The following is a 19,051-nucleotide window of genomic DNA, read 5'->3' on the forward strand; positions in this document are numbered from 1 at the left end:
GCCGCTCCGGGCCGACGAGACCCCGAAGAGGAGGGACGGCTCCTCCGACCCGCTCACCGGGCGGGCCGGGCGCGCCAGAAGACCATGGAATCCCACGAGAACCTTCTCGCCGGCCCCCCGCCCACCCTGCTCCCGGACCTGCCCGAGGCCAGGGAGGCGCTGGCGTCCGGGGCCAAGTCGTCCGACGTCGCCGCGAGCTTCCCGGCCCATCCGGCGGCCTGGGCCGCCCTGTCCGAGGAGTACTTCGCGGCGGGGCACGCGGTGACGTCGTACGCGTTCGCCCGCACCGGCTACCACCGCGGACTCGACCAGCTGCGCCGCGCCGGGTGGAAGGGCCACGGCCCGATCCCCTGGGAGCACGAGCCCAACCGCGGGTTCCTGCGCTGCCTGTACGCCCTGGCCCGGGCCGCGCAGAGCATCGGGGAGAAGGACGAGGCCGAGCGCTGCATGACCTTCCTGAAGGACTCCAGCGCCGAGGCGTACGCCGCGCTGGCCGGCCGCTGACCGGTCGCCGAGAGCCCGGTCCGCACGCGGGGGATCCCCCTCCGGCAGGAGGGGCGATCCCCTTTCCGGAGCCGGTCGGGTATTCTCTCCTCGCAAGAGCCCCTGTCGCGATTGCGCCAGGGGTTTCGTTTTGTGGTGGGAGACTAACGATGCCGGCTGTCGTTCTCTTCGGCGCCCAGTGGGGCGACGAAGGCAAGGGTAAGGCGACCGACCTGCTCGGCGACAAGGTTGACTACGTCGTCAGATACCAGGGCGGGAACAACGCGGGCCACACGGTCGTCATCGGCGACCAGAAGTACGCCCTGCACCTGCTGCCGACGGGGGTGCTGTCGCCGAACGTCGTCCCGGTGATCGGCAACGGCGTCGTCATCGACCCGGGTGTGCTGCTGAGCGAGATCGAGGGCCTTGAGGCCCGCGGGGTCTCCTCCGAGCGGCTGCTGATCTCCGCCAACGCGCACCTGATCATGCCCCACCACAAGGCCCTCGACAAGGTCTCCGAGCGCTACCTCGGCAAGGCCCGGATCGGCACGACGGGCCGCGGCATCGGCCCGGCCTACGGCGACAAGATCTACCGGATGGGCGTGCGGGTCCAGGACCTGCTCGACCCGGGCATCCTGCAGAAGAAGATCGAGGTCGCCCTCGGCGAGAAGAACCAGATCCTCACCAAGATCTACAACCGCCGGTCGCTCGAACCGGCCAAGGTCCTGGAGGAGTACCTCGGTTACGCCGAGCGCCTCAAGCCGCACATCGCCGACACCTCGCTGATCCTGAGCCGGGCGCTGGACGACGGCAAGGTCGTGCTGCTGGAGGGCGGGCAGGGCAACCTGCTCGACATCGACCACGGCACCTACCCGTTCGTCACCTCCTCCTCGCCGACCTCGGGCGGCGCGTGCGCGGGCGCGGGCATCCCGCCGACCCGCATCAGCCGGGTGATCGGCATCCTGAAGGCCTACACCACCCGGGTCGGCTCCGGCCCGTTCCCGACCGAGCTCACCGACGAGACGGGCGACTGGCTGCGCACCACCGGCGGCGAGTACGGCGTGACCACCGGCCGCAACCGCCGCTGCGGCTGGTTCGACGCGGTGATCGCCCGCTACGCCACCCGGATCAACGGCGTCACCGACTTCTTCCTCACCAAGCTGGACGTGCTGTCCGGCCTGGAGAAGATCCCGGTCTGCGTGGCCTACGAGGTGGACGGCGTGCGCCACGACGAGATCCCGATGACGCAGACGGACTTCCACCACGCCACGCCGGTCTACGAGGAGTTCCCCGGCTGGCAGGAGGACATCTCCGGCGCCACGTCCTTCGACGACCTGCCCGCCAACGCCCGCGCCTACGTCCGGGCCCTGGAGGAGCTGAGCGGCGCGCCGATCTCCGCCATCGGCGTCGGTCCCGGCCGCACCGAGACCCTCCAGCTCCGCCCGCTGATCTGAGCCGCCCGCCGGGCGTCTCCGCCGGTGCGGAGCCGCCCGGCGCGGCCACTCGGTAGGGTCCGGGGTGTGCATGCCGAGATCCACGGTCACCGCGGAGCCCGAGGGCTCCGCCCGGAGAACACCCTGCCCGGGCTCGCCCACGCCCTGGAACTGGGCGTCGACGCGCTGGAGCTCGACGTCGCGCTGACGGCCGACCGGCGGCTCGTGCTCACCCACGACCTCACCGTCTCCCGGGTGACCAGCGCCGACACCGGCCCGGCCTGGGCGGACGACCCGCTCTTCCCCTATGTGGGCAGGCCCGTCGGCGCGCTCACCCTGGCGCAGCTGCGCACCCTGGAGTGCGGGATCCGGCTGCCGCGCGACCCCGGCGACCGCTTCGCCGCCACCCAGGTCCCGGTGCCCCGCACCCGGATGCCGACGCTGAGCGCGGTGCTGGGCCTGGTGGACGCCTACGGCGCCGACGGGGTGCGGCTGCACGTGGAGCTCAAGTCCGACCCGACCCGGCCGGAGCTGACCGCCGACCCGCGGGAGTTCACCGAGCTGGTGGTCGCCGAGCTCGACCGGCACGACCGGCTGGGCGGGACCGCGGTCCTCAGCTTCGACTGGCGGATCCTGGCCGCCGCGCGGGAGCTCGCCCCGCGTGCGCAGCGCTACGCCCTGATCGAGCTGGACACGCTCGGCAGCGCGTGGCTGAACGGCCTGGATCTGGCGGACTTCGGCGGTGACGTCCCGGCCGCCGCCGCGGCGGCAGGGGGCACCGCGGTCTCGCCGGAGCACGTGATGGTGGACGGGGAGTTCATGAAGCGGGCGGACGCCGCCGGGCTGCCGGTGGTCCCGTGGACCGTCAACGAGCCCGGCCGTGCGGCGGAGCTGCTCGACCTCGGCGTGGCCGGGATCGTCACCGACTACCCCGACCGGATGCGCGCTCTGTGGGCCGGGCGCGGCCTCTCCCTGCCGACCCCGCTCTCCCTCCCGGGCCGGCCCACCGCCGCGGTCTGACCCCGCCGTCTCCCTCCCGGGCCATTACTTCCCGCTGCGGGCGGACCCGCTTTCTTCTGACAGAATCCGCCCTTTCCCGGCAGACCAGAAAGCGCTCACCTGGACCCAAGTACGATTCAAGTCGGTTGCAAGACAACTGAACAAACCTCACTCGCAGGACGGAAAGAGCCGGAGGTCCTCCGGGGAATCCTCGCTCCGCCCGTTCACATGTACGGCGACCCACGGCGACCGGGAGTGAGACCAGGTGACCACCGCTGCGGAAGACCTCGACCTCCTCCGGGACATCGTGGCCGCCGAACTCGGCCGCGCCGGCGACCGGGGGTGGTCGACCGCCGAGGACGACTTCTGGTGCAGGGTCACCCCGGAAGGGGGCGTCCTCCCCCGTCAGGGATGGAAGCTGCACGTCTCCGCGACGATGCTCTCCGCCCCTGTGGTCCTCTCCCGGGTCTCGCGCGTCCTCGTCGGAGCGGGCTGCGCGTTCAAGTTCCCCGCGCGGCTGAGCGGTTACTGGGAGCTCCTCGAAGCGCACTGCAGCCGGGCGCAGGCCGGGAAGTTCGTCACCGTCTACCCGCGCGACGACGCGGAGGCGGTGCGCCTGGCCGCGCTCCTGGACGAGGCCACCCTGGGCCTGCCCGGCCCCGCGATCCTCTCCGACCGCCCCTACCGGCCCGGCGGGATCGTGCACTACCGCTACGGCGCCTTCGGCGGTCACCGGGTACTGGGCAACGACGGGTTCTACGAGATCAGGCTGCGCTCCCCGGAGGGCCGGTTCGTGCTCGACGAGCGGCTGCCGCGGTACTCTCCGCCGCCGTTCGCGGCCTGCCCGTTCGAGGCCCCGGAGGCGGAGCGGCGTCCCGGAGCCGGCGCGGTCATGCTGAACGACCGGTTCGTCGTCCGCGAAGCCGTACGGCACGCCAACCGCGGCGGGGTGTACCTCGCCGAGGACACCAAGACCGGCAGGCAGGTGGTCGTCAAGGAGGGCCGCCCGCACGCCTGCGCCGACCTGAGCGGCGGGGACGCGCGGGACCGCATCCGGCTGGAACACTCCGTCCTGGAGCGGCTGGCCGGGAGCGGGGCGGTGCCCGCCCTGGTGGACTTCTTCGAGCACGGCGGGCACGCCTTCCTCGTCGAGGAGTTCCTTCCCGGGACCACGCTCCAGCGCTGGTCGGGCCGGCACGCCGGCCCGCTCGGGGCCGACGGGTTCGGCGACCGCGTGGAGCGGGTGCTGCCGATCGCCGGCCGGCTGGTCGGACTGCTGCGGGCGGTGCACGAGCACGGCCTCGTGTTCCGCGACCTGTCGCCGAACAACGTCATGGTGCTGCCCGACGGCGGCCTCCGGCTCATCGACCCGGAGTGCGCCGCGGTGCCGGGCACCGTCGTCATGGTGAGCGGGACCCGGGGCTACCTGGCTCCGGAACTGGCGGCCCACTGGAAGAGGTTCCGGCCCGCGCCGGAGGCGAGCGCCGACCTCTACGCCCTCGGCGCCGTGGTGTACTTCCTGGCGGTCGGCGCGGACCCGGACCCGTCGACCCCGTCCCGGATCGCGGCGGTGTCCGAGGCGAACCCCACGCTGGCCCTGCTGCGCCCCCTTGTCGAGGGCCTGATGGCGGCGGAGCCCGAACGGCGCTGGCCGCTGGAGCGGTGCGAGCGCTTCCTCGCCGGGCTCACCCCGGCGACGCCCCTGTCCGGGGCGGGGAGCCGGGCCCCCGGGTCGGTCGACCGCCTGATCGGCGATGGGATCGCGCACCTGGTGGAGACGGTGGAGGCGCTCGGCGACGGCCTGTCACCGTGGCCGGGCCCGGCCTCCGGGGACGAGCCGGATCCGTGCTCGGTGAGCGGCGGCGCGGCCGGACTCCTCGGCGTGCTGACCCGGGCGCTGCCCGAGGCGGACACGGCCGGCGCGGTCACCGCGCTCTCCGGGCGGCTGCGGCGGCGGCTGGCGGAGGAGGACGAGTGGCGGCCCGGCCTGTACTTCGGACGCTCCGGAGCGGTGTGGGCGCTGTACGACGCGGCCACGGCCCTGGGCGACGCGGACCTGGCGCGGTTCGCGGTGCGCGCGGCGGCCCTGCTGCCGACGGACCACCCCAGCCCCGACGTCACCCACGGACTGGCCGGCTGCGGCATGGCGGTCCTGCACCTCGCGCTGCGGACCGGGGACCCGGTGCTGCGGGAACGCGCCACCGCGACCTTCCAGCACCTGCACGACGCGCGCTCCTCCCTGGACGGGCATCCGCACTGGCCGACGCCCGCGGACTTCGACTCCGGCCTCGCCGGCGCCGACCACTTCGGCTTCGCGCACGGCATCGCCGGCATCGGGACCGCGCTGCTCCACGCGAGCCTGGTCCTGGACCGGCCGGACTGGGCGGCGACCGCCGACGGGATCGCCCGCGCCCTCTCCGCCTACGCGGACCTCGACGGCGACACCGCCTGGTGGGCCACGCTCCGCGCCGAGCCGGAGAGCACGCGTCCGCGCTGGCCGCACTGGTGCAGCGGATCGTCGGGGATCGGTTCCTTCCTGGTGCGGCACTGGAACGCGACCGGTGACGAGCGCAGCCTGGTCCTCGCCCGGGCCGCGGCGGCGGCGGTGCACCGCACCCGATGGCGGTCGGACACGGCGTGGTGCCACGGGCTTCCCGGAGACGCCGAGTTCCTGCTCGACATGGCCGACTTCACCGGTGACGACCGCTACCGCCTCCAGGCCGCGGACCTGGCCGCCTGCCTGGAGACCCGGGCGGCCGAGCACTCCGGCCTGCTGCTCGTCTCCGACCGGGGCGACCGCCCCGGCCCGGCCTTCCTCGGAGGTACGGCGGGCACCGTCGCCTTCCTCCTCCGGCTGCGTCAGCGGCGTCCCCGGTTGTGGATGCTCGACGACGCCCTCGAACCCACCTCCCCCGCCGGGGGACGGTGACGGTAAGGGGACCGCACAGGGCGGCCCCTCCACCACGACAAGGAGGTACGACCATGTCCTTCGACATCCAGGACCTGCAGGTGCTCCCCGAGCGCGAGCCCGCCGGCAACGAGGCGGGGCGCGCGACCAACTGCAAGACGCAGCAGTGGTTCGGCTGCACCAACGGCGGCGACTTCTGATGTGACGGCTCCGCCCGCCCGGTCCCGGGCGGGCGGAGCCCCTCCCCGTCCTCCAGAGAAGGAACAGCGTGGCCGTGCCCGACCGCTCCCCCTCCGGTCCGCAGACCCCCCGGGGCCGAGGCCCTCGGGATCCCGGGACCCGGCGCAGGATCGTACGGCTGTTCACGCCGCACCGGTCCGCGCTCTGCCTCGTCGTCCTGGTCCTCGTCGCCTACTCCGTCCTGAGCGCCGCCGTACCGCTGCTGACGCAGGCGGTCTTCGACCGCGCGCTCTTCGGCGCGGGCGGCCCCGACCTGCCCCTGCTCGCCCTGCTCGCCGCGGCCGCGGCCGCGCTGGCCTGCGGGATGGGAGCCCTGGACCTCTGGCAGGCCTGGCTGACGGGCCGCGTGGCGCAGCGGGTGGTGCACACGCTGCGGACGGAGATGTTCGGCCGCGTCCAGCGCATGCCGCTCTCCTTCTTCGCCACCGAGCGGAGCGGTGAGATCCAGGCACGGCTGACCGGCGACACCGCGCAGATCGAACGCGCGGTCAGGGACACGCTGCCCGAGATCCTGCTGACCGTCGTCGGCTTCGCCGCCGCGACGGGCGCGATGTTCCTGCTGTCCCCGGCGCTGGCGGGCGCCGCCCTGGTGCTCGCCCCGCTCGTCCTGCTGGTGTTCTCCCGCTCGGGACGGGCGCTGGAGCGGCTCTCGGTCGCGGGCCAGCGCAGCCGGGCGGAGCTCTCCGCCGTCGTCGCCGAGCGCCTCTCTCCCGGCGGCACCGCCCTGGCCCGGGTGCACGGCAGGCGCGACGACGAGGCCGCCCGGTTCGCGGCGGAGAGCGAACGGCTGGCACGGCTGGAGGTGCGCTCGGGGATGACGGCCCAGTGGGTGATGAGCGCGGGCCACGTCTTCTTCACGCTCACCCCCTACCTGGTCTTCCTGGCGGCCGGCGCGACGGACGGGATCACCCCGGGCACCCTCGCCGCCTTCACCGTGCTGCAGGCCAGGACCTACCAGCCCCTCGGGCGGATGCTGCAGGTCTCCACCGACCTCCGCTCCGTCCACGGGGCCTTCCGGCGGGCCTTCGGCTACCTCGACCTGCGGCCGGAAGCGGATCCGGGACACGCCCCCCGAGCGGAGCGGGGACGCGAGCCCCGAGCGGAGCGGGGACGCGAGCCCCGAGCGGAGCGGGGACGCGAGCCCCGAGCGGAGCGGGAGCGGAACCTCCGAACGGAGCGGGGACGAAAGGACGCGAAGGACAAGGCGGAACGGGAGCCTGGGCGGGACCCGGCCCGCCGATCCGGCGCGCTCACCGTCCGCGAGGTCTGCTTCCGCTACCCCGGGGCGCGGGAGGACCGTCCCGCGCTGTCCGGCGTGAGCCTCGACATCCCGGCCGGATCCGCCACCCTGCTCGTCGGCCCGAGCGGGTCCGGCAAGACGACGCTGGGCCACCTGCTCGCGGGTCTTCACCCGCCGGCCGAGGGGAGGGTCCTGCTCGACGGGGCGGAGATCGGTGCGCCGCTGCCCGGCCGGATCTGCATCGCCGTACAGGACCCCTTCCTCTTCCAGGGGTCCGTCGCCGAGAACCTGCGGTACGCCGCCCCCCGCGCCACGGCGGGCGACCTGGTCCGGGTCTGCCGGATCGCCGGCGTCCACGACCGGATCGCGGCGCTCCCCGGCGGTTACGACTCCCCGGTGGGCGAGCGGGGCGCGCTGCTCTCCGGCGGCGAGCGGCAGCGCATCGCCCTGGCCCGCGCCCTGCTGGCCGACACGCCCGTGCTCGTGCTCGACGAGGCGACGTCCGCGCTCGACCCGATCACCGAGGCGGAGGTGGTCGGGGCGGTCCTGGCCGAACGGCGGGGACGGACGACCGTGATGATCACCCACCGGTTCGGTGTGCTGGAGTCCTTCGACACCGTCGTGGCCCTGGACGGCGGGCAGGTGGTCCAGCAGGGCACCCGCCCGGACCTCCTGCGCGACCGGCACGGTCTGTACGCGCGGATGGTGCGCGCCCAGACCGGTGCCGCCTGACGCGGACCGGCCGGTCGGCGCTCCGCCCCGGGGCCGTGTCCGGAGCCGCACCCGAAGCCGTGTCCGGAGCCGCCCGCACCGGAGGCTCGCGGTCCCGGCCCCTACATCCAGCCGTTGCGGCGGAATCCCCGGTAGAGCAGGGTGCAGGCGATCGCCATGACGCCGAGCACGATCGGGTAGCCGAAGACGGAGTCGAGCTCGGGCATGTGCTCGAAGTTCATGCCGTAGATCCCGGCGATCATCGTGGGGACGGCCATGATGGCCACCCAGGCGGAGATCTTGCGCATGTCCTCGTTGGCGAGGGCGTTGGAGCGGGCGAGCGCCGCCTGCAGCACGGAGTTGCAGAGTTCGTTGGACGACTCGACCTGCTCGCAGACGCGGGCGAGGTGGTCGACGACGTCGCGGAAGTACTCCCGCATCTCGGAGGGGATCATCCGGCGCTGGGCCAGCGTGGACAGCGGCGACTGGAGCGGGGTGACCGCCCGCTTGAGCTCGATCATCTCGCGCTTGAGGTTGTAGATCCGGCTGATGTCCCGGGCGCTGACGTCGGCGAAGACCATGGCCTCCACCTCCTCCAGCTCGGCCTGCATGTCGTCGGCCACGTGCAGGTAGCGGTCCACGACGTGGTCGGCGATGGCGTGCAGCACGCCGGTCGGGCCCCGGCCGAGCAGCTTGGGCTTGGCCTCCAGGCGCTCGCGCACCTCCGCCAGCGGGCAGTAGCGGCCGTGCCGCACGGTCACCACGAAGTCGGGGCCGACGAAGGCCATGATCTCGCCGGTGCCGATGATCTCGCTGGTCGCGGTCAGCTCCGGGTGCTCCAGGTAGGCGACGGTCTTCAGCACCACGAAGAGCGAGTCGTCGTAGCGTTCGACCTTGGGCCGCTGGTGAGCCTTGACGGCGTCCTCGACGGCGAGCGGATGGAGGTCGAAGACCTCGGCCAGCCACTCGACCTCGGGGGCGTCGGGCTCGTGCAGGCCGACCCAGACGAAGGCGTCGGCCTTCTCCCGGCCGGCGTTGTGCGCGCGGACGAGCTCCAGGGCGTCCGGGATGCCCAGGGCCTCGACCCGCTTGCCGCCGACGTAGGCGGCGTACTCGACGAGGGACTCGCTCGGCGGGACGCAGGTGCCGTTCAGGCGGTCACGGACCGGGACGGAGGGAGCGTGGGGCGCACGGACCGTGCGCACGTGCCGAATACGGGGAAAAAGGAGCGAGGAACGCATGACATGCCTTTCCCGCCCAACCTGACACCTATCCACGCGCGAAGCGATGTCACCTCAGTTCGAACGGAATGCGCGCAGGGCAGATCGGGCACCGATTGAAGAAATGGTCGAGATTGCGCACGACGACGTGCGCGGGCACGTACTGCTGGGATCACCAGAGGACATCCCGAACCACCTCCAATCGGTAAGAGGCACGCAAAGACGCCCAAATCTACCACAGAACGGGGGAACGGCTTCCAGCCTACCCCCGGCCGCCGCGGACGATCAGGCGTCACCGGAAATCACCGCCGCCCGGGGGCCTCCCCTTCCGCCGCTCCCCGCGCCGGAACGCCCTCCCCGGCCCGGCGTTCCCGGCCCCGGAACGCCCTCCCCGGCCCGGCGTTCCCGGCCCCGGAACACCCTCCCCGGCCCGGCGGCACCCGCGTCGTTCCGTCCCCGGGCCGTGGACGGAACGACGCGGGCCGCGGCCGATAGGCTCTCGCGCGTGCGCATTCTTGTGATCGGATCCGGCGGGCGTGAACACGCCCTGTGCCGGTCGTTGACAGCAGACCCCCAGGTCGCCGAGGTCCACTGTGCTCCCGGAAACGCGGGCATCGCGCAGGTCGCGACCCTGCACCCGGTGGCGCCGGCCGACCCGGCCGCGGTCGCCGCGCTGGCGGTGGAGCTGGGGGCGGACCTGGTCGTGGTCGGCCCCGAGGCCCCGCTGGTCGCCGGGGTCGCCGACGCGGTGCGGCAGGCGGGGATCGCCTGCTTCGGCCCGTCGGCCCAGGCCGCGCGGATCGAGGGCTCCAAGGCCTTCGCCAAGGAGGTCATGGCCGCGGCCGGCGTGCCCACCGCCCGGTCCCGCACCTGCGCCACGCCCGAGGAGGCCGCCGCCGCCCTCGCGGAGTTCGGCGCGCCGTACGTGGTCAAGGACGACGGGCTGGCCGCCGGCAAGGGCGTGGTGGTCACCGGCGACCTCGACGAGGCGCTCCGGCACGCCGCCGCCTGCGGCCGGGTCGTCATCGAGGAGTTCCTCGACGGCCCCGAGGTCTCGCTCTTCGCGCTCTGCGACGGCGCCACGGCCGTGCCGCTGCTGCCCGCCCAGGACCACAAGCGCGCCTACGACGGCGACGCCGGTCCCAACACCGGCGGCATGGGCGCCTACACGCCGCTGCCGTGGGCCCCGCGGGACCTGGCCGAGCGGGTCATGGCCGAGACGGTCGTCCCGACGGTGGCGGAGCTGGCCCGGCGCGGCACGCCGTACACCGGGGTCCTCTTCGTCGGCCTGGCGCTGACCTCCGGCGGCCCGAAGGTGATCGAGTTCAACGCGCGGTTCGGCGACCCGGAGACCCAGGTCGTGCTGGACCGGCTGGAGACCCCGCTCGCCGGGCTGCTGCTCGCCTGCGCGACCGGGGAGCTGGAGTCCTTCGGTCCCCTGTCCTACCGCGGCGGCGCGGCGGTGACCGTGGTGGTCGCCGCGGAGGGCTACCCGGCCGACCCGGTCAAGGGCGACGTGATCGAGGGCCTCGACGAGAAGGTCGAGGGCGCCTACGTGCTGCACGCCGGCACGGCCGCAGGCGCCGACGGCCGGGTCGTCTCGGCCGGCGGGCGCGTGCTCAGCGTGGTCGGCACCGGGCCCGACGTCGCCGCGGCCCGCGCCGCCGCCTACGAGCTGGTCGGCCGCATCCGGCTGCGCGGCTCCCACCACCGCACCGACATCGCCGCCCAGGCCCTGTAGACAGGCCTGCAGTGCTCCGCAGCGGCCGTTCGGGGCGCTGCGGAGCGGGAAGCCGCCCTCCGTGGCAGCCTGTCCCGCATCCCCTTCCGCGGCTCCGATGGACGGCGGCAGCGCTCCGCGATCTCCCCCTACCCGTCTCAACGGTCAGGGCGTCGCGACCGCCCCGTTGAGCCCACGCGCCCTCTCCGTCGGCTCTCATCCTCGACATCCCGTTCGTCACCCTCATCACTTCAAAGGCCGGATAGACGGGCGTTTCCCACCTAGCATTGATCGGACCAGCAGGAGGTGCGGACATGGCCATGGCCATCCGGCCGAGAATAGAGCAGACACGGCCGGCCCAACTCGTCGAGTGGACGTTGTCCGGCCGCATTCGCATCCCGCCCTTCCAGCGTCCCTACGGTTGGAGGCACGAGAACGTCCTGGACCTCTTCCAAAGCGTCCTCCAGGGTTATCCCATCGGAAGCCTGATCGTCTGGCAGAGGCCCGCCGATGCGGAGACCCTGCGAATAGGGCCCCTGACGATTGCCGTAGAAGCCAGGCCGGACGCGTTGTGGGTGATCGACGGCCAGCAGCGCGTCGTCAGTCTGGTGGGCGTTCTCGCCGCCTCGCAGGAGACGGCCGATCCACGGTTCAGGATCTTCTTCGATCCCCGGAGGAACGGTTTCACCTCCGCCGAGCTGAACCAGCAGGCTCCCGACCATTGGTTCCCGATGTCAATGGCGCTGGACACCGCCGCGACACTGGCCTGGCAACGCGAACGTCCGTGGCTGACCGGTGCCGAGGTGGCGCGATGTGACACCGTGGTGACAGCCGTGCGCGACTTCCCCATCTCCATGTACGTTCTCGAGGGAGACGGCGCCGGCCTTTCCCGTTATGCCGAGGTCTTCCAGAGGATCAACACCTCCGGCACCGCGTTGCGGCACGAGGAGATCGAGGCGGCTCGGCGGGCCTCCGTGCAGACCGCTCCCTCCGGTTTCGACATGCTGATCTCAGCCGTCAGGAACACAGGCTTCGGCGCGCTTCCAGAGCGCCTTCTCACCCAGTCGATCCTCGCTGTCCAGCACGGAGACGACAGCAGGGAACTCCTCACCGGCCCTGCCGGGGAAAAGGAACGGGACAGGGTCCTACGGGTCACCGCACGAGCGCTGGAAGCGACCATCGGTTTCCTCCGCGACGAGGCGGGCATCCCTCACCTGCGGCTGCTGCCCTACCCGTTCGTCCTCCCGGTCCTGACCCGGTTCGTCGTTCTCTTCGGCCCCCCGCGGGGGCGAGCCGCGGAGCTCCTTCGGCGCTGGATCTGGCGCGGCGCGGTCCTCGGTGCGGCCCCGCGCGGCGATACTGCGGCACTGCGCGAGTACGACCAGGTAATCGAGGGGGATCCCGTGTCCAGCGCGGACCGGCTGCTCGCTCTGCTTCCGCCGTACGAAGCATGGGAACCCGACCTGAACGCCGTCCACCTCGATCAGGTGCAGGCAAAGGTCAATCTTCTCGGCCTGTTCTCCCTCCGTCCTCGGATCATTGGCCGGACCAGCGAGTTCGATGACCGGGCCAGCACGGTGATGGATCCGAACAGGCTGATGGAAGCGGAACCACTCCCCTTAGTGAAGATCACTGTCCTCGGCGGGAAGGTTCCTGGGGGCCTTCTGGCCGACCGGGTGGTCCATCCCCAGGCGGTGTCCGGTGCGGACATCCACCGGGCGCTGTTCCATGAACGGTTCGAACCCGGGGTCCTTGAGAGCCACCTCATCGACGCCGAGGGCCTGACCCTGCTGCGCCGAGGCCGAGAGCGCGAGTTCGCCGCCCATCGGGCCGAGCTCGTCCGTGCGGCCATCGCCGACCACGTCCAGGAGAATGCCCTGTTCGGCTTCCCCGACGGTCCTGACCTCACGAGCCTGATCATCCCCGGAGACGCCGGATGAGCGGCCGGACGACCGCCCGGGTCCTGATCGGCGACCGGGTCGTCGGCGTGCTGGAGCAGCGGGCGGGGAAGGTCTCCTTCCGCTACCTGGACCGCGCGCCGGACCGGCCCGTGCTGGGCCTGCACTACGAGTACAACCCGCGGAAGGTCGAGAACCCTCCGGGCGGTCAGCTGCCGCCGTGGTTCGCCAACCTGCTCCCGGAGCGGGAGTCCGGGCTGCGCCGCCTGGTCACCGCCCAGCTCGGACTCAAGTCCGTCAGCGACTTCGCCCTGCTCGTCCACCTCGGGCAGGACCTGCCCGGGGCCGTCCGGGTGATCAGTGAGGACACCGCCCCCGAGGCCCCGGCGGACGACGAGGCCCCGCGTTCCGGCGCGCAGAAGATGAGCTTCTCCCTGGCCGGCATGCAGGTGAAGCTCTCGATGGCCCGGACGCCCGCGGGATTCCGGTACGTCGGGGTCGGCGGCGACTGGATCGTGAAGTTCCCCAGCCGGAGCCACGGCCTCCTCCCGGAGAACGAGCACGCCATGATGACCTGGGCGGCGCTCGCCGGGATCGAGGTGCCCGACCACACCTTGGTCCCGGTCGGCGATCTGGAGAACGTCCCCGCCGAGCTGACGACCGTCGGCGGGACGGCCTTCGCCATCCGGCGTTTCGACCGGTCCGGCGGCGGGCGCGTCCACCAGGAGGACTTCGCCCAGGTCTTCGGGCTGCTGCCGTACGAGAAGGATCGCGGCCGGGCCGAGGACGTGGGCCGGATCATCCACCGCGAGTGCCCGGGCGACCTCGACCAGTACGTGCGGCGGCTGGCCGCCTGCGTGGTGATGGGGAACATCGACGAGCACCTGAAGAACTGGTCGCTGCAGTATCCCGGGGGACGGCTCCGGGGGCTCTCCCCCGCCTACGACTTCGTCTCCGTCATGTCCTATGAAGGCTTCCGGCGGGACGTCCTGACGCTTTCCCTGGCGGGCCAGCCCGACACCCGGTACATCACGCTGGAGCACTTCCGCGGCTTCGCGGAGACCGTCGGGGCCGACCCGGACGCGGTGGCGGCCGCCGCGCGGGACGTCGCCGCCGCGATGGCCGGCTCCTGGCCGGAGGTCGGGGAGCGCTGCCCCGTCCCGGATTTCGTCGCCGCCCACATCGAGGAACGGCTGCGAAGCCTTCCCCTCCTCAAGGAGTCCTGAGCCCTCCTGTCAGACTTGGGTCGTGAAGCACCTGCACTCCGGCAAGGTCCGCGACCTGTACCAGACCGATGACGGTCTGCTGCTGATGGTCGCCTCGGACCGCATCTCGGCCTTCGACCACGTCCTGACCCCCGACATCCCGGACAAGGGCACGATCCTCACCCGGATGTCGCTGTGGTGGTTCGAGCGGCTCGCCGACGTCGTGCCCAACCACGTGGTCGCCCCCGGCCCCGACGGGCGGAGCGTGCTGTGCCGGCCGCTGCGCATGGTGCCGGTGGAGTGCGTCGCGCGGGGCTACCTGACCGGCTCGGGCCTGATCGACTACCGGCGCGACGGCGCGGTCTCCGGGATCCGGCTGGAGCCCGGACTGGTGGACGGGTCCCGGCTCCCCGAGCCGGTCTTCACCCCCTCCACCAAGGCCCCCGTGGGCGAGCACGACGAGCCGATCGACTTCGAGCGGGTCGTGGCCGAGGTCGGCGCGGAGACGGCGGACGAGCTGCGCCGGATCACGCTGGAGGTCTACCGGCGCGGTGCGGAGACCGCCCTGGAGCGCGGCATCATCCTGGCCGACACGAAGATCGAGCTGGGCTGGGACGCCGACGGCGCGCTGACCCTCGGCGACGAGGTCCTGACCCCCGACTCCTCCCGCTTCTGGCCCCTCGACGCGTGGGAGCCCGGCCGCTCGCAGCCGTCCTTCGACAAGCAGTACGTCCGCGACTGGCTCACCTCCCCGGCCTCCGGTTGGGACCGCGCCTCCGGCGAGGCTCCGCCGCCGCTCCCGGAGGAGGTGGTCGAGCGGACCCGTGCCCGTTACGTGGAGGCGTACGAGAGACTGACTGGCCGATCGTTCACGGGGTAGTGCCTCGGCGAAGTGACCGGGCACGGGGTGTCCACCGGCTACTGTTGGGCCGACACTTCGGCTGCCGTCCCCCCGGCGCACGAGTCACACCTCCCCATCTGCAAGGAGCAAGACGCATGGTCCGTTACCGTGTGCGCGGTGGCAACGCGCTGCGTGGAACCGCATTCATCCAGGGCGCGAAGAACGCCGTCCTGCCGATGATCGGCGCGGCACTGCTCGCGGCCAAGGGCCGCACGGTGCTGCGCAACGTCCCCATCATCGAGGACGTCCGCCGAGCGGTGGAACTGGCCGAGTCCATCGGCGCCAAGGTCGAGCTGCACGAGGCCGAGCGCACGCTGGTGATCGACGCCTCCCGGCTGACCAGCCCGGTGCTGCCCGCGGAGATCGCCCGCCGCTTCCGCGGCTCGGTGCTGTTCGTCCCCGCCCTGCTGCACCGCCTCGGCGAGGCGGTCATCGAGGGCGTCGGCGGCTGCAACCTGGGCAGCCGCAACCTCGACTTCCACTACCTGGGCTACAAGCGCCTGGGTGCGGCCGTGGAGGAGGAGGACACCGTCATCCGCGTCAAGAGCGGCGGGTTCACCGGCGCCAAGCTGTACCTCGACACCCCCTCGCACACCGGCACCGAGAACCTCATCATGGCGGCCGCCCTCGGACGCGGCACCACCGTGATCGAGAACGCCGCGCTGGAGCCCGAGGTCCTCGACGTCATCGAGATGCTGACCCGGATGGGTGCGAAGATCAGCGGCGGCGGCACCGGGTTCATCACCGTGGAGGGCGTCGAGGAGCTCCAGGCCGTCGAGCACACCGTGATGCCCGACCGGCTCGACGCGGGCGTGTTCGCCATGGCCGCGGCCATCACCGGCGGTGAGGTCAACCTGGTCGGCGCCGACCTCGACCACCTCGGCGTGGTCCGCTACAAGCTGGAGCAGATGGGGGTGGAGTTCGCCGACCACGGCGCGGTGCTCCACGTGCGCCGGGACCGCCCGCTGCGCCCGATCAACGTGATCACCGACACCTACCCCGGGTTCGCCACCGACCTGCAGTCGCCGATCATGACGGTCGCCTGCCTCGCCGACGGCGCCAGCTACATCCACGAGCGCATCTTCGACGGCCGGTTCGCACTGGCCAGCGAGCTCAACAAGATGGGCGCGGACATCGCGGTGACGGAGAACCGCGCCGTCGTCCACGGTGCGACCCCGCTGAAGGGCACGCAGGTGACCGCGCACGACCTCCGCTCGGGAATCGCGCTCGTTCTCGCCGGCCTCGCCGCCGAGGGGGAAACGGTCATCGAGTCCGGCTATCTCATCGACCGCGGCCACTCATATCTGGCCGAGCGCATGCAGTCCCTGGGCGCCGATGTGGTGCAGGAGATTTCACCCTCATAATCGATGGGTTTCAACCGCTCTATAACCATCTTGACCTGTACGGATAGGACGGGTTAAGGCTTTAGCCCCACAGGTTGTCCCCAGGTGGACACTAAATCGGGCGTGACATTACGGTCCCGACGAGCGATCGTTCCAAAAGAGAGCCGAAAACAAACGGACGGCATGATGGGAACGAACATTGGTCGAGCGGGCCGAAGAAGCTCCACGAGTGTCACGCACGGGTGCCCTGACACCGGATCTCACCATCGGTGTGGTGGGCCCCCACGACCTCGTCGAGCGGGTGATGTTGATGGGCCACGCGGCGGCGCCCCTGCCCTGCCGCCTCGTGGCCGCCGCCTACCGGGACGAGCAGGAGGCGCCCGACAAGGTCGCCCGACTGGGCGGCGGGGTGGACGCCTGCCTGTTCGCCAGCCCGATCCCCTACGATCTGGCCCGGCGCTCGGGAGCGCTGACGATGCCGGCGACGTACGTCCAGCTCGGCGGGGCCGCGCTGATCGCCGCGCTGGGCCGGGCCGTGATGGACGACCGGATCGACCCGCGCCGGATCAGCGTGGACGTGCTGAGCCGGGCGGACGTCGAGGAGGCCTACACCGATCTGGGCCTGCCCAGCGGTGAGGTGCACAGCCGCGACGAGCCGGGCGCCGCGGGCACGATCGCGGCCTTCCACGAGCGCCTGGCGCGGCAGGGGAGCACCACCGGCGCGCTGACCTGCCTGCCGGCCGTCGCCGAGCGGCTGCAGGCGGCCGACGTCCCGGTGGTCCGGGTCCGCCCGACCTCCGCCGCCGTCCGGACGGCGCTGCACACCGCGGCGCTGCTCGGTGCGCACCACCGGCTGGAGGAGTCGCAGCTGACCGTCGTCCTGGTCGAGGTCCCCACCCTCCGCGAGCCGGTACGGCGGGCCGCGCCCCGCCACTGGCGCGACGAGCTGCGCCTGTCGCTCCACCGGCTGCTGGTGCAGGAGGCCAACCGGATCAACGCCACGGTGACGGCGATCGACGACCACAGCTACATGGTCACCGCGACGCGCGGCTCGGTGGCCACCGCCACCGAGGGGTTCCGGGTGCTCCCGTTCGCCGCGCGGGTCCGCGACGAGCTCGGGCTGGCCGTGGAGGTCGGCGTCGGCATGGGCCGTACGACCCATGACGCCGAGGCGCACGCCCGGGCGGCGCTGGCCCGCACCCAGACGGGCAAGCAGGTCCAGGGCTTCGCGGTGGACCGCGAGGGGCGGGCGCTGGTCCCCGCCCCCCGGACGCCCCTGCACGGCGGCACGGCCAAACCCAAGGGCGTGGAGGTGCTGGCCCGGCTGGCCGCCAAGCTGGAGAACGGGGACACGGTGGTGGACGCCGAGGGCGCGGGCAAGATGCTCGGCGTCACCTCGCGGACGGCACGGCGGTTGCTGCGCACGCTGGTGGACGAGGGACTCGCGTGGCCGCTCCCGCCGAACCGCACCCCGCAGCCGGGACGGCCCCGCCAGCTCTACCGGCTGATCGTGGAGAAACTCGGCGCCCGCTAGGACCACCGGTCCGTGGCGCCCGCCTCCCCGGCGGGCGCCGCGGCGTCCTCCCGGTCCGGAACCCGCCGGCGTCCCATCGCGTCCGGTCGACGGCGTTCTCACCGTCCGGACCCCTGCTCCGTCCGGACCCCTGCTCCGTCCGGTCGGCGGCGTTCTCACCGTCCGGACCCCTGCTCCGTCCGGTCGGCGGCGTTCTCACCGTCCGGAACCCGCGAGCGTCCCGTCGCACCCGACCGGTATCGTCATGTGCCATGAGTCCCGACGCTGCTGACAAGCGCACATCACTCCTCGTCTGGGGCGCACTGACGATCGTCTACGTCGTCTGGGGCTCCACCTACCTGGCCATCATGATCGTCATCGAGACGATCCCCCCGCTGCTCAGCGGCGCCATGCGCTTCATCGCGGCCGGCCTGGTGCTGGCCACCGCGATCCTGGCCCTGCGCGGCCGGGAGGCCTTCCGGATGACCGCCCGCGAGGCGGGCGGCGCGGCGCTCGTCGGACTCCTCCTGCTGACCGGCGGGAACGGCATGGTGGCGACGGCCGAGCAGCACATCTCCAGCGGGCTGGCGGCCCTGCTGGTGGCCTCGGTCCCGCTCTGGCTGGTGGTGCTGCGGATCGCCGCCCGCGACCGGCCCCGGGTGCTCACCCTGACCGGGGTGCTCATCGGGTTCGGCGGGGTCGCCGGGCTCTCCCTGGCCGGCGGGGACGCCGCCTCGGACGGCGCGGGCATCGTGATCATCCTGCTCGCGTCCGTCTCGTGGTCGGTCGGGTCGTTCCTGTCCGGCCGGATCCCGATGCCCGCCAACCCCTTCTCCGCAAGCGCGATCGAGATGGCGGCGGGCGGCGCCGGGCTGCTGCTGATCGGCCTGACGACGGGCGAGCGCCTGGACCCCTCCGCGGTCTCCGGACGGTCCTGGAGCGCGCTGGCCTACCTGGTCGTGATGGGCTCGCTGGTCGCCTTCACGTCGTACGTGTGGCTGCTGGGCAACGCGCCCATCTCCCTGGTCTCCACCTACGCCTACGTCAACCCGGTCGTGGCGGTCGCCCTGGGCGCGCTGGTGCTGGGCGAGCCGGTGACCGGTCCGATGATCGCCGCCGGCCTGGTGATCGTGGTCGGCGTCGCGCTGGTCGTCTCCACCGAGCGGCGCGGCAGGCGCGCCGTCCCGGAGCACGAGACCGAACCGGAGCCCGCGCCCGCGTAGCCGCGGGCGCGGGG

General features: G+C 72.6%; 14 protein-coding genes. 13 read left to right on the top strand and 1 reads right to left on the bottom strand.

Translation table 11 applies throughout. The annotated features are described in order from the left end of the window. The first annotated feature begins 84 nt into the window (after positions 1-84). The 6 genes from HS045_RS07605 to HS045_RS07625 all read left to right on the top strand — a co-directional run bounded on the left by HS045_RS07605 (position 85) and on the right by HS045_RS07625 (position 8,035). Complete coding sequence (locus HS045_RS07605) at positions 85-504, top strand: DUF3151 domain-containing protein (protein WP_196450412.1); 420 nt, start codon at positions 85-87, stop codon at positions 502-504. Between the two features lie 149 nt (positions 505-653). Beyond that, a complete protein-coding gene (locus HS045_RS07610) occupies positions 654-1,937 on the top strand; it encodes an adenylosuccinate synthase (protein ID WP_196450413.1) in 1,284 nt (427 codons plus the stop codon). Positions 1,938-2,003: 66 nt separating this feature from the next. After that, on the top strand, positions 2,004-2,936 hold the full coding sequence (locus tag HS045_RS07615) for a glycerophosphodiester phosphodiesterase family protein (protein ID WP_196450414.1): 933 nt from the start codon (positions 2,004-2,006) through the stop codon (positions 2,934-2,936). A gap of 244 nt (positions 2,937-3,180) precedes the next feature. Beyond that, entirely contained in the window at positions 3,181-5,844 is a 2,664-nt protein-coding gene (gene lanL / locus HS045_RS07620; RefSeq protein WP_196450415.1) for a class IV lanthionine synthetase LanL, read from the top strand. A gap of 53 nt (positions 5,845-5,897) precedes the next feature. Then, positions 5,898-6,023 (top strand): hypothetical protein, encoded by a 126-nt coding sequence (locus HS045_RS35330; protein ID WP_255531662.1) that lies wholly within the window; start codon positions 5,898-5,900, stop codon positions 6,021-6,023. A gap of 68 nt (positions 6,024-6,091) precedes the next feature. Beyond that, positions 6,092-8,035 (top strand): ABC transporter ATP-binding protein, encoded by a 1,944-nt coding sequence (locus HS045_RS07625; RefSeq protein WP_196450416.1) that lies wholly within the window; start codon positions 6,092-6,094, stop codon positions 8,033-8,035. 101 nt (positions 8,036-8,136) lie between these two features. Here HS045_RS07625 and corA read toward each other — a convergent pair whose 3' ends face one another. Next, positions 8,137-9,255 (bottom strand): magnesium/cobalt transporter CorA, encoded by a 1,119-nt coding sequence (gene corA, locus HS045_RS07630; protein ID WP_196450417.1) that lies wholly within the window; start codon positions 9,253-9,255, stop codon positions 8,137-8,139. 484 nt (positions 9,256-9,739) lie between these two features. Between corA and purD the strand changes: the two genes are divergently transcribed. The 7 genes from purD to HS045_RS07665 all read left to right on the top strand — a co-directional run bounded on the left by purD (position 9,740) and on the right by HS045_RS07665 (position 19,037). After that, positions 9,740-10,975: a phosphoribosylamine--glycine ligase gene (purD, locus tag HS045_RS07635; RefSeq protein WP_196450418.1), complete on the top strand. Its 1,236-nt coding sequence runs from the start codon at positions 9,740-9,742 to the stop codon at positions 10,973-10,975. Positions 10,976-11,268: 293 nt separating this feature from the next. Next, positions 11,269-12,894, top strand: a complete 1,626-nt coding sequence (locus HS045_RS07640; RefSeq protein ID WP_196450419.1) for a DUF262 domain-containing protein — start codon at positions 11,269-11,271, stop codon at positions 12,892-12,894. Then, positions 12,891-14,078, top strand: a complete 1,188-nt coding sequence (locus HS045_RS07645) for a type II toxin-antitoxin system HipA family toxin (RefSeq protein WP_196450420.1) — start codon at positions 12,891-12,893, stop codon at positions 14,076-14,078. The genes HS045_RS07640 and HS045_RS07645 overlap by 4 nt, the downstream gene beginning before the upstream one ends. Before the next feature lie 22 nt (positions 14,079-14,100). Beyond that, positions 14,101-14,937, top strand: coding sequence for a phosphoribosylaminoimidazolesuccinocarboxamide synthase (locus HS045_RS07650; protein WP_196450421.1), 837 nt, complete (start codon positions 14,101-14,103; stop codon positions 14,935-14,937). 116 nt (positions 14,938-15,053) lie between these two features. Then, positions 15,054-16,322, top strand: coding sequence for a UDP-N-acetylglucosamine 1-carboxyvinyltransferase (murA, locus tag HS045_RS07655; protein WP_196450422.1), 1,269 nt, complete (start codon positions 15,054-15,056; stop codon positions 16,320-16,322). 283 nt (positions 16,323-16,605) lie between these two features. Beyond that, positions 16,606-17,835, top strand: coding sequence for a GTP cyclohydrolase IIa (locus HS045_RS07660; RefSeq protein WP_196451098.1), 1,230 nt, complete (start codon positions 16,606-16,608; stop codon positions 17,833-17,835). Positions 17,836-18,086: 251 nt separating this feature from the next. Beyond that, positions 18,087-19,037: an EamA family transporter gene (locus HS045_RS07665; RefSeq protein WP_196450423.1), complete on the top strand. Its 951-nt coding sequence runs from the start codon at positions 18,087-18,089 to the stop codon at positions 19,035-19,037. Positions 19,038-19,051 lie beyond the last annotated feature (14 nt).

Source organism: Planomonospora sp. ID82291 (genome assembly GCF_015711645.1).
Classification (GTDB): domain Bacteria; phylum Actinomycetota; class Actinomycetes; order Streptosporangiales; family Streptosporangiaceae; genus Planomonospora.

Excerpts from the sequence above, each read along its gene's own strand:
- HS045_RS07605 (WP_196450412.1), top strand. The coding sequence starts at position 85 with ATGGAATCCCACGAGAACCTTCTCGCCGGCCCCCCGCCCACCCTGCTC.
- HS045_RS07640 (WP_196450419.1), top strand. The coding sequence starts at position 11,269 with ATGGCCATGGCCATCCGGCCGAGAATAGAGCAGACACGGCCGGCCCAA.
- HS045_RS07610 (WP_196450413.1), top strand. The coding sequence starts at position 654 with ATGCCGGCTGTCGTTCTCTTCGGCGCCCAGTGGGGCGACGAAGGCAAG.
- HS045_RS35330 (WP_255531662.1), top strand. The coding sequence starts at position 5,898 with ATGTCCTTCGACATCCAGGACCTGCAGGTGCTCCCCGAGCGCGAGCCC.
- HS045_RS07665 (WP_196450423.1), top strand. The coding sequence starts at position 18,087 with ATGAGTCCCGACGCTGCTGACAAGCGCACATCACTCCTCGTCTGGGGC.
- corA (WP_196450417.1), bottom strand. The coding sequence starts at position 9,255 with ATGCGTTCCTCGCTCCTTTTTCCCCGTATTCGGCACGTGCGCACGGTC.
- HS045_RS07660 (WP_196451098.1), top strand. The coding sequence starts at position 16,606 with ATGTTGATGGGCCACGCGGCGGCGCCCCTGCCCTGCCGCCTCGTGGCC.
- HS045_RS07645 (WP_196450420.1), top strand. The coding sequence starts at position 12,891 with ATGAGCGGCCGGACGACCGCCCGGGTCCTGATCGGCGACCGGGTCGTC.
- murA (WP_196450422.1), top strand. The coding sequence starts at position 15,054 with ATGGTCCGTTACCGTGTGCGCGGTGGCAACGCGCTGCGTGGAACCGCA.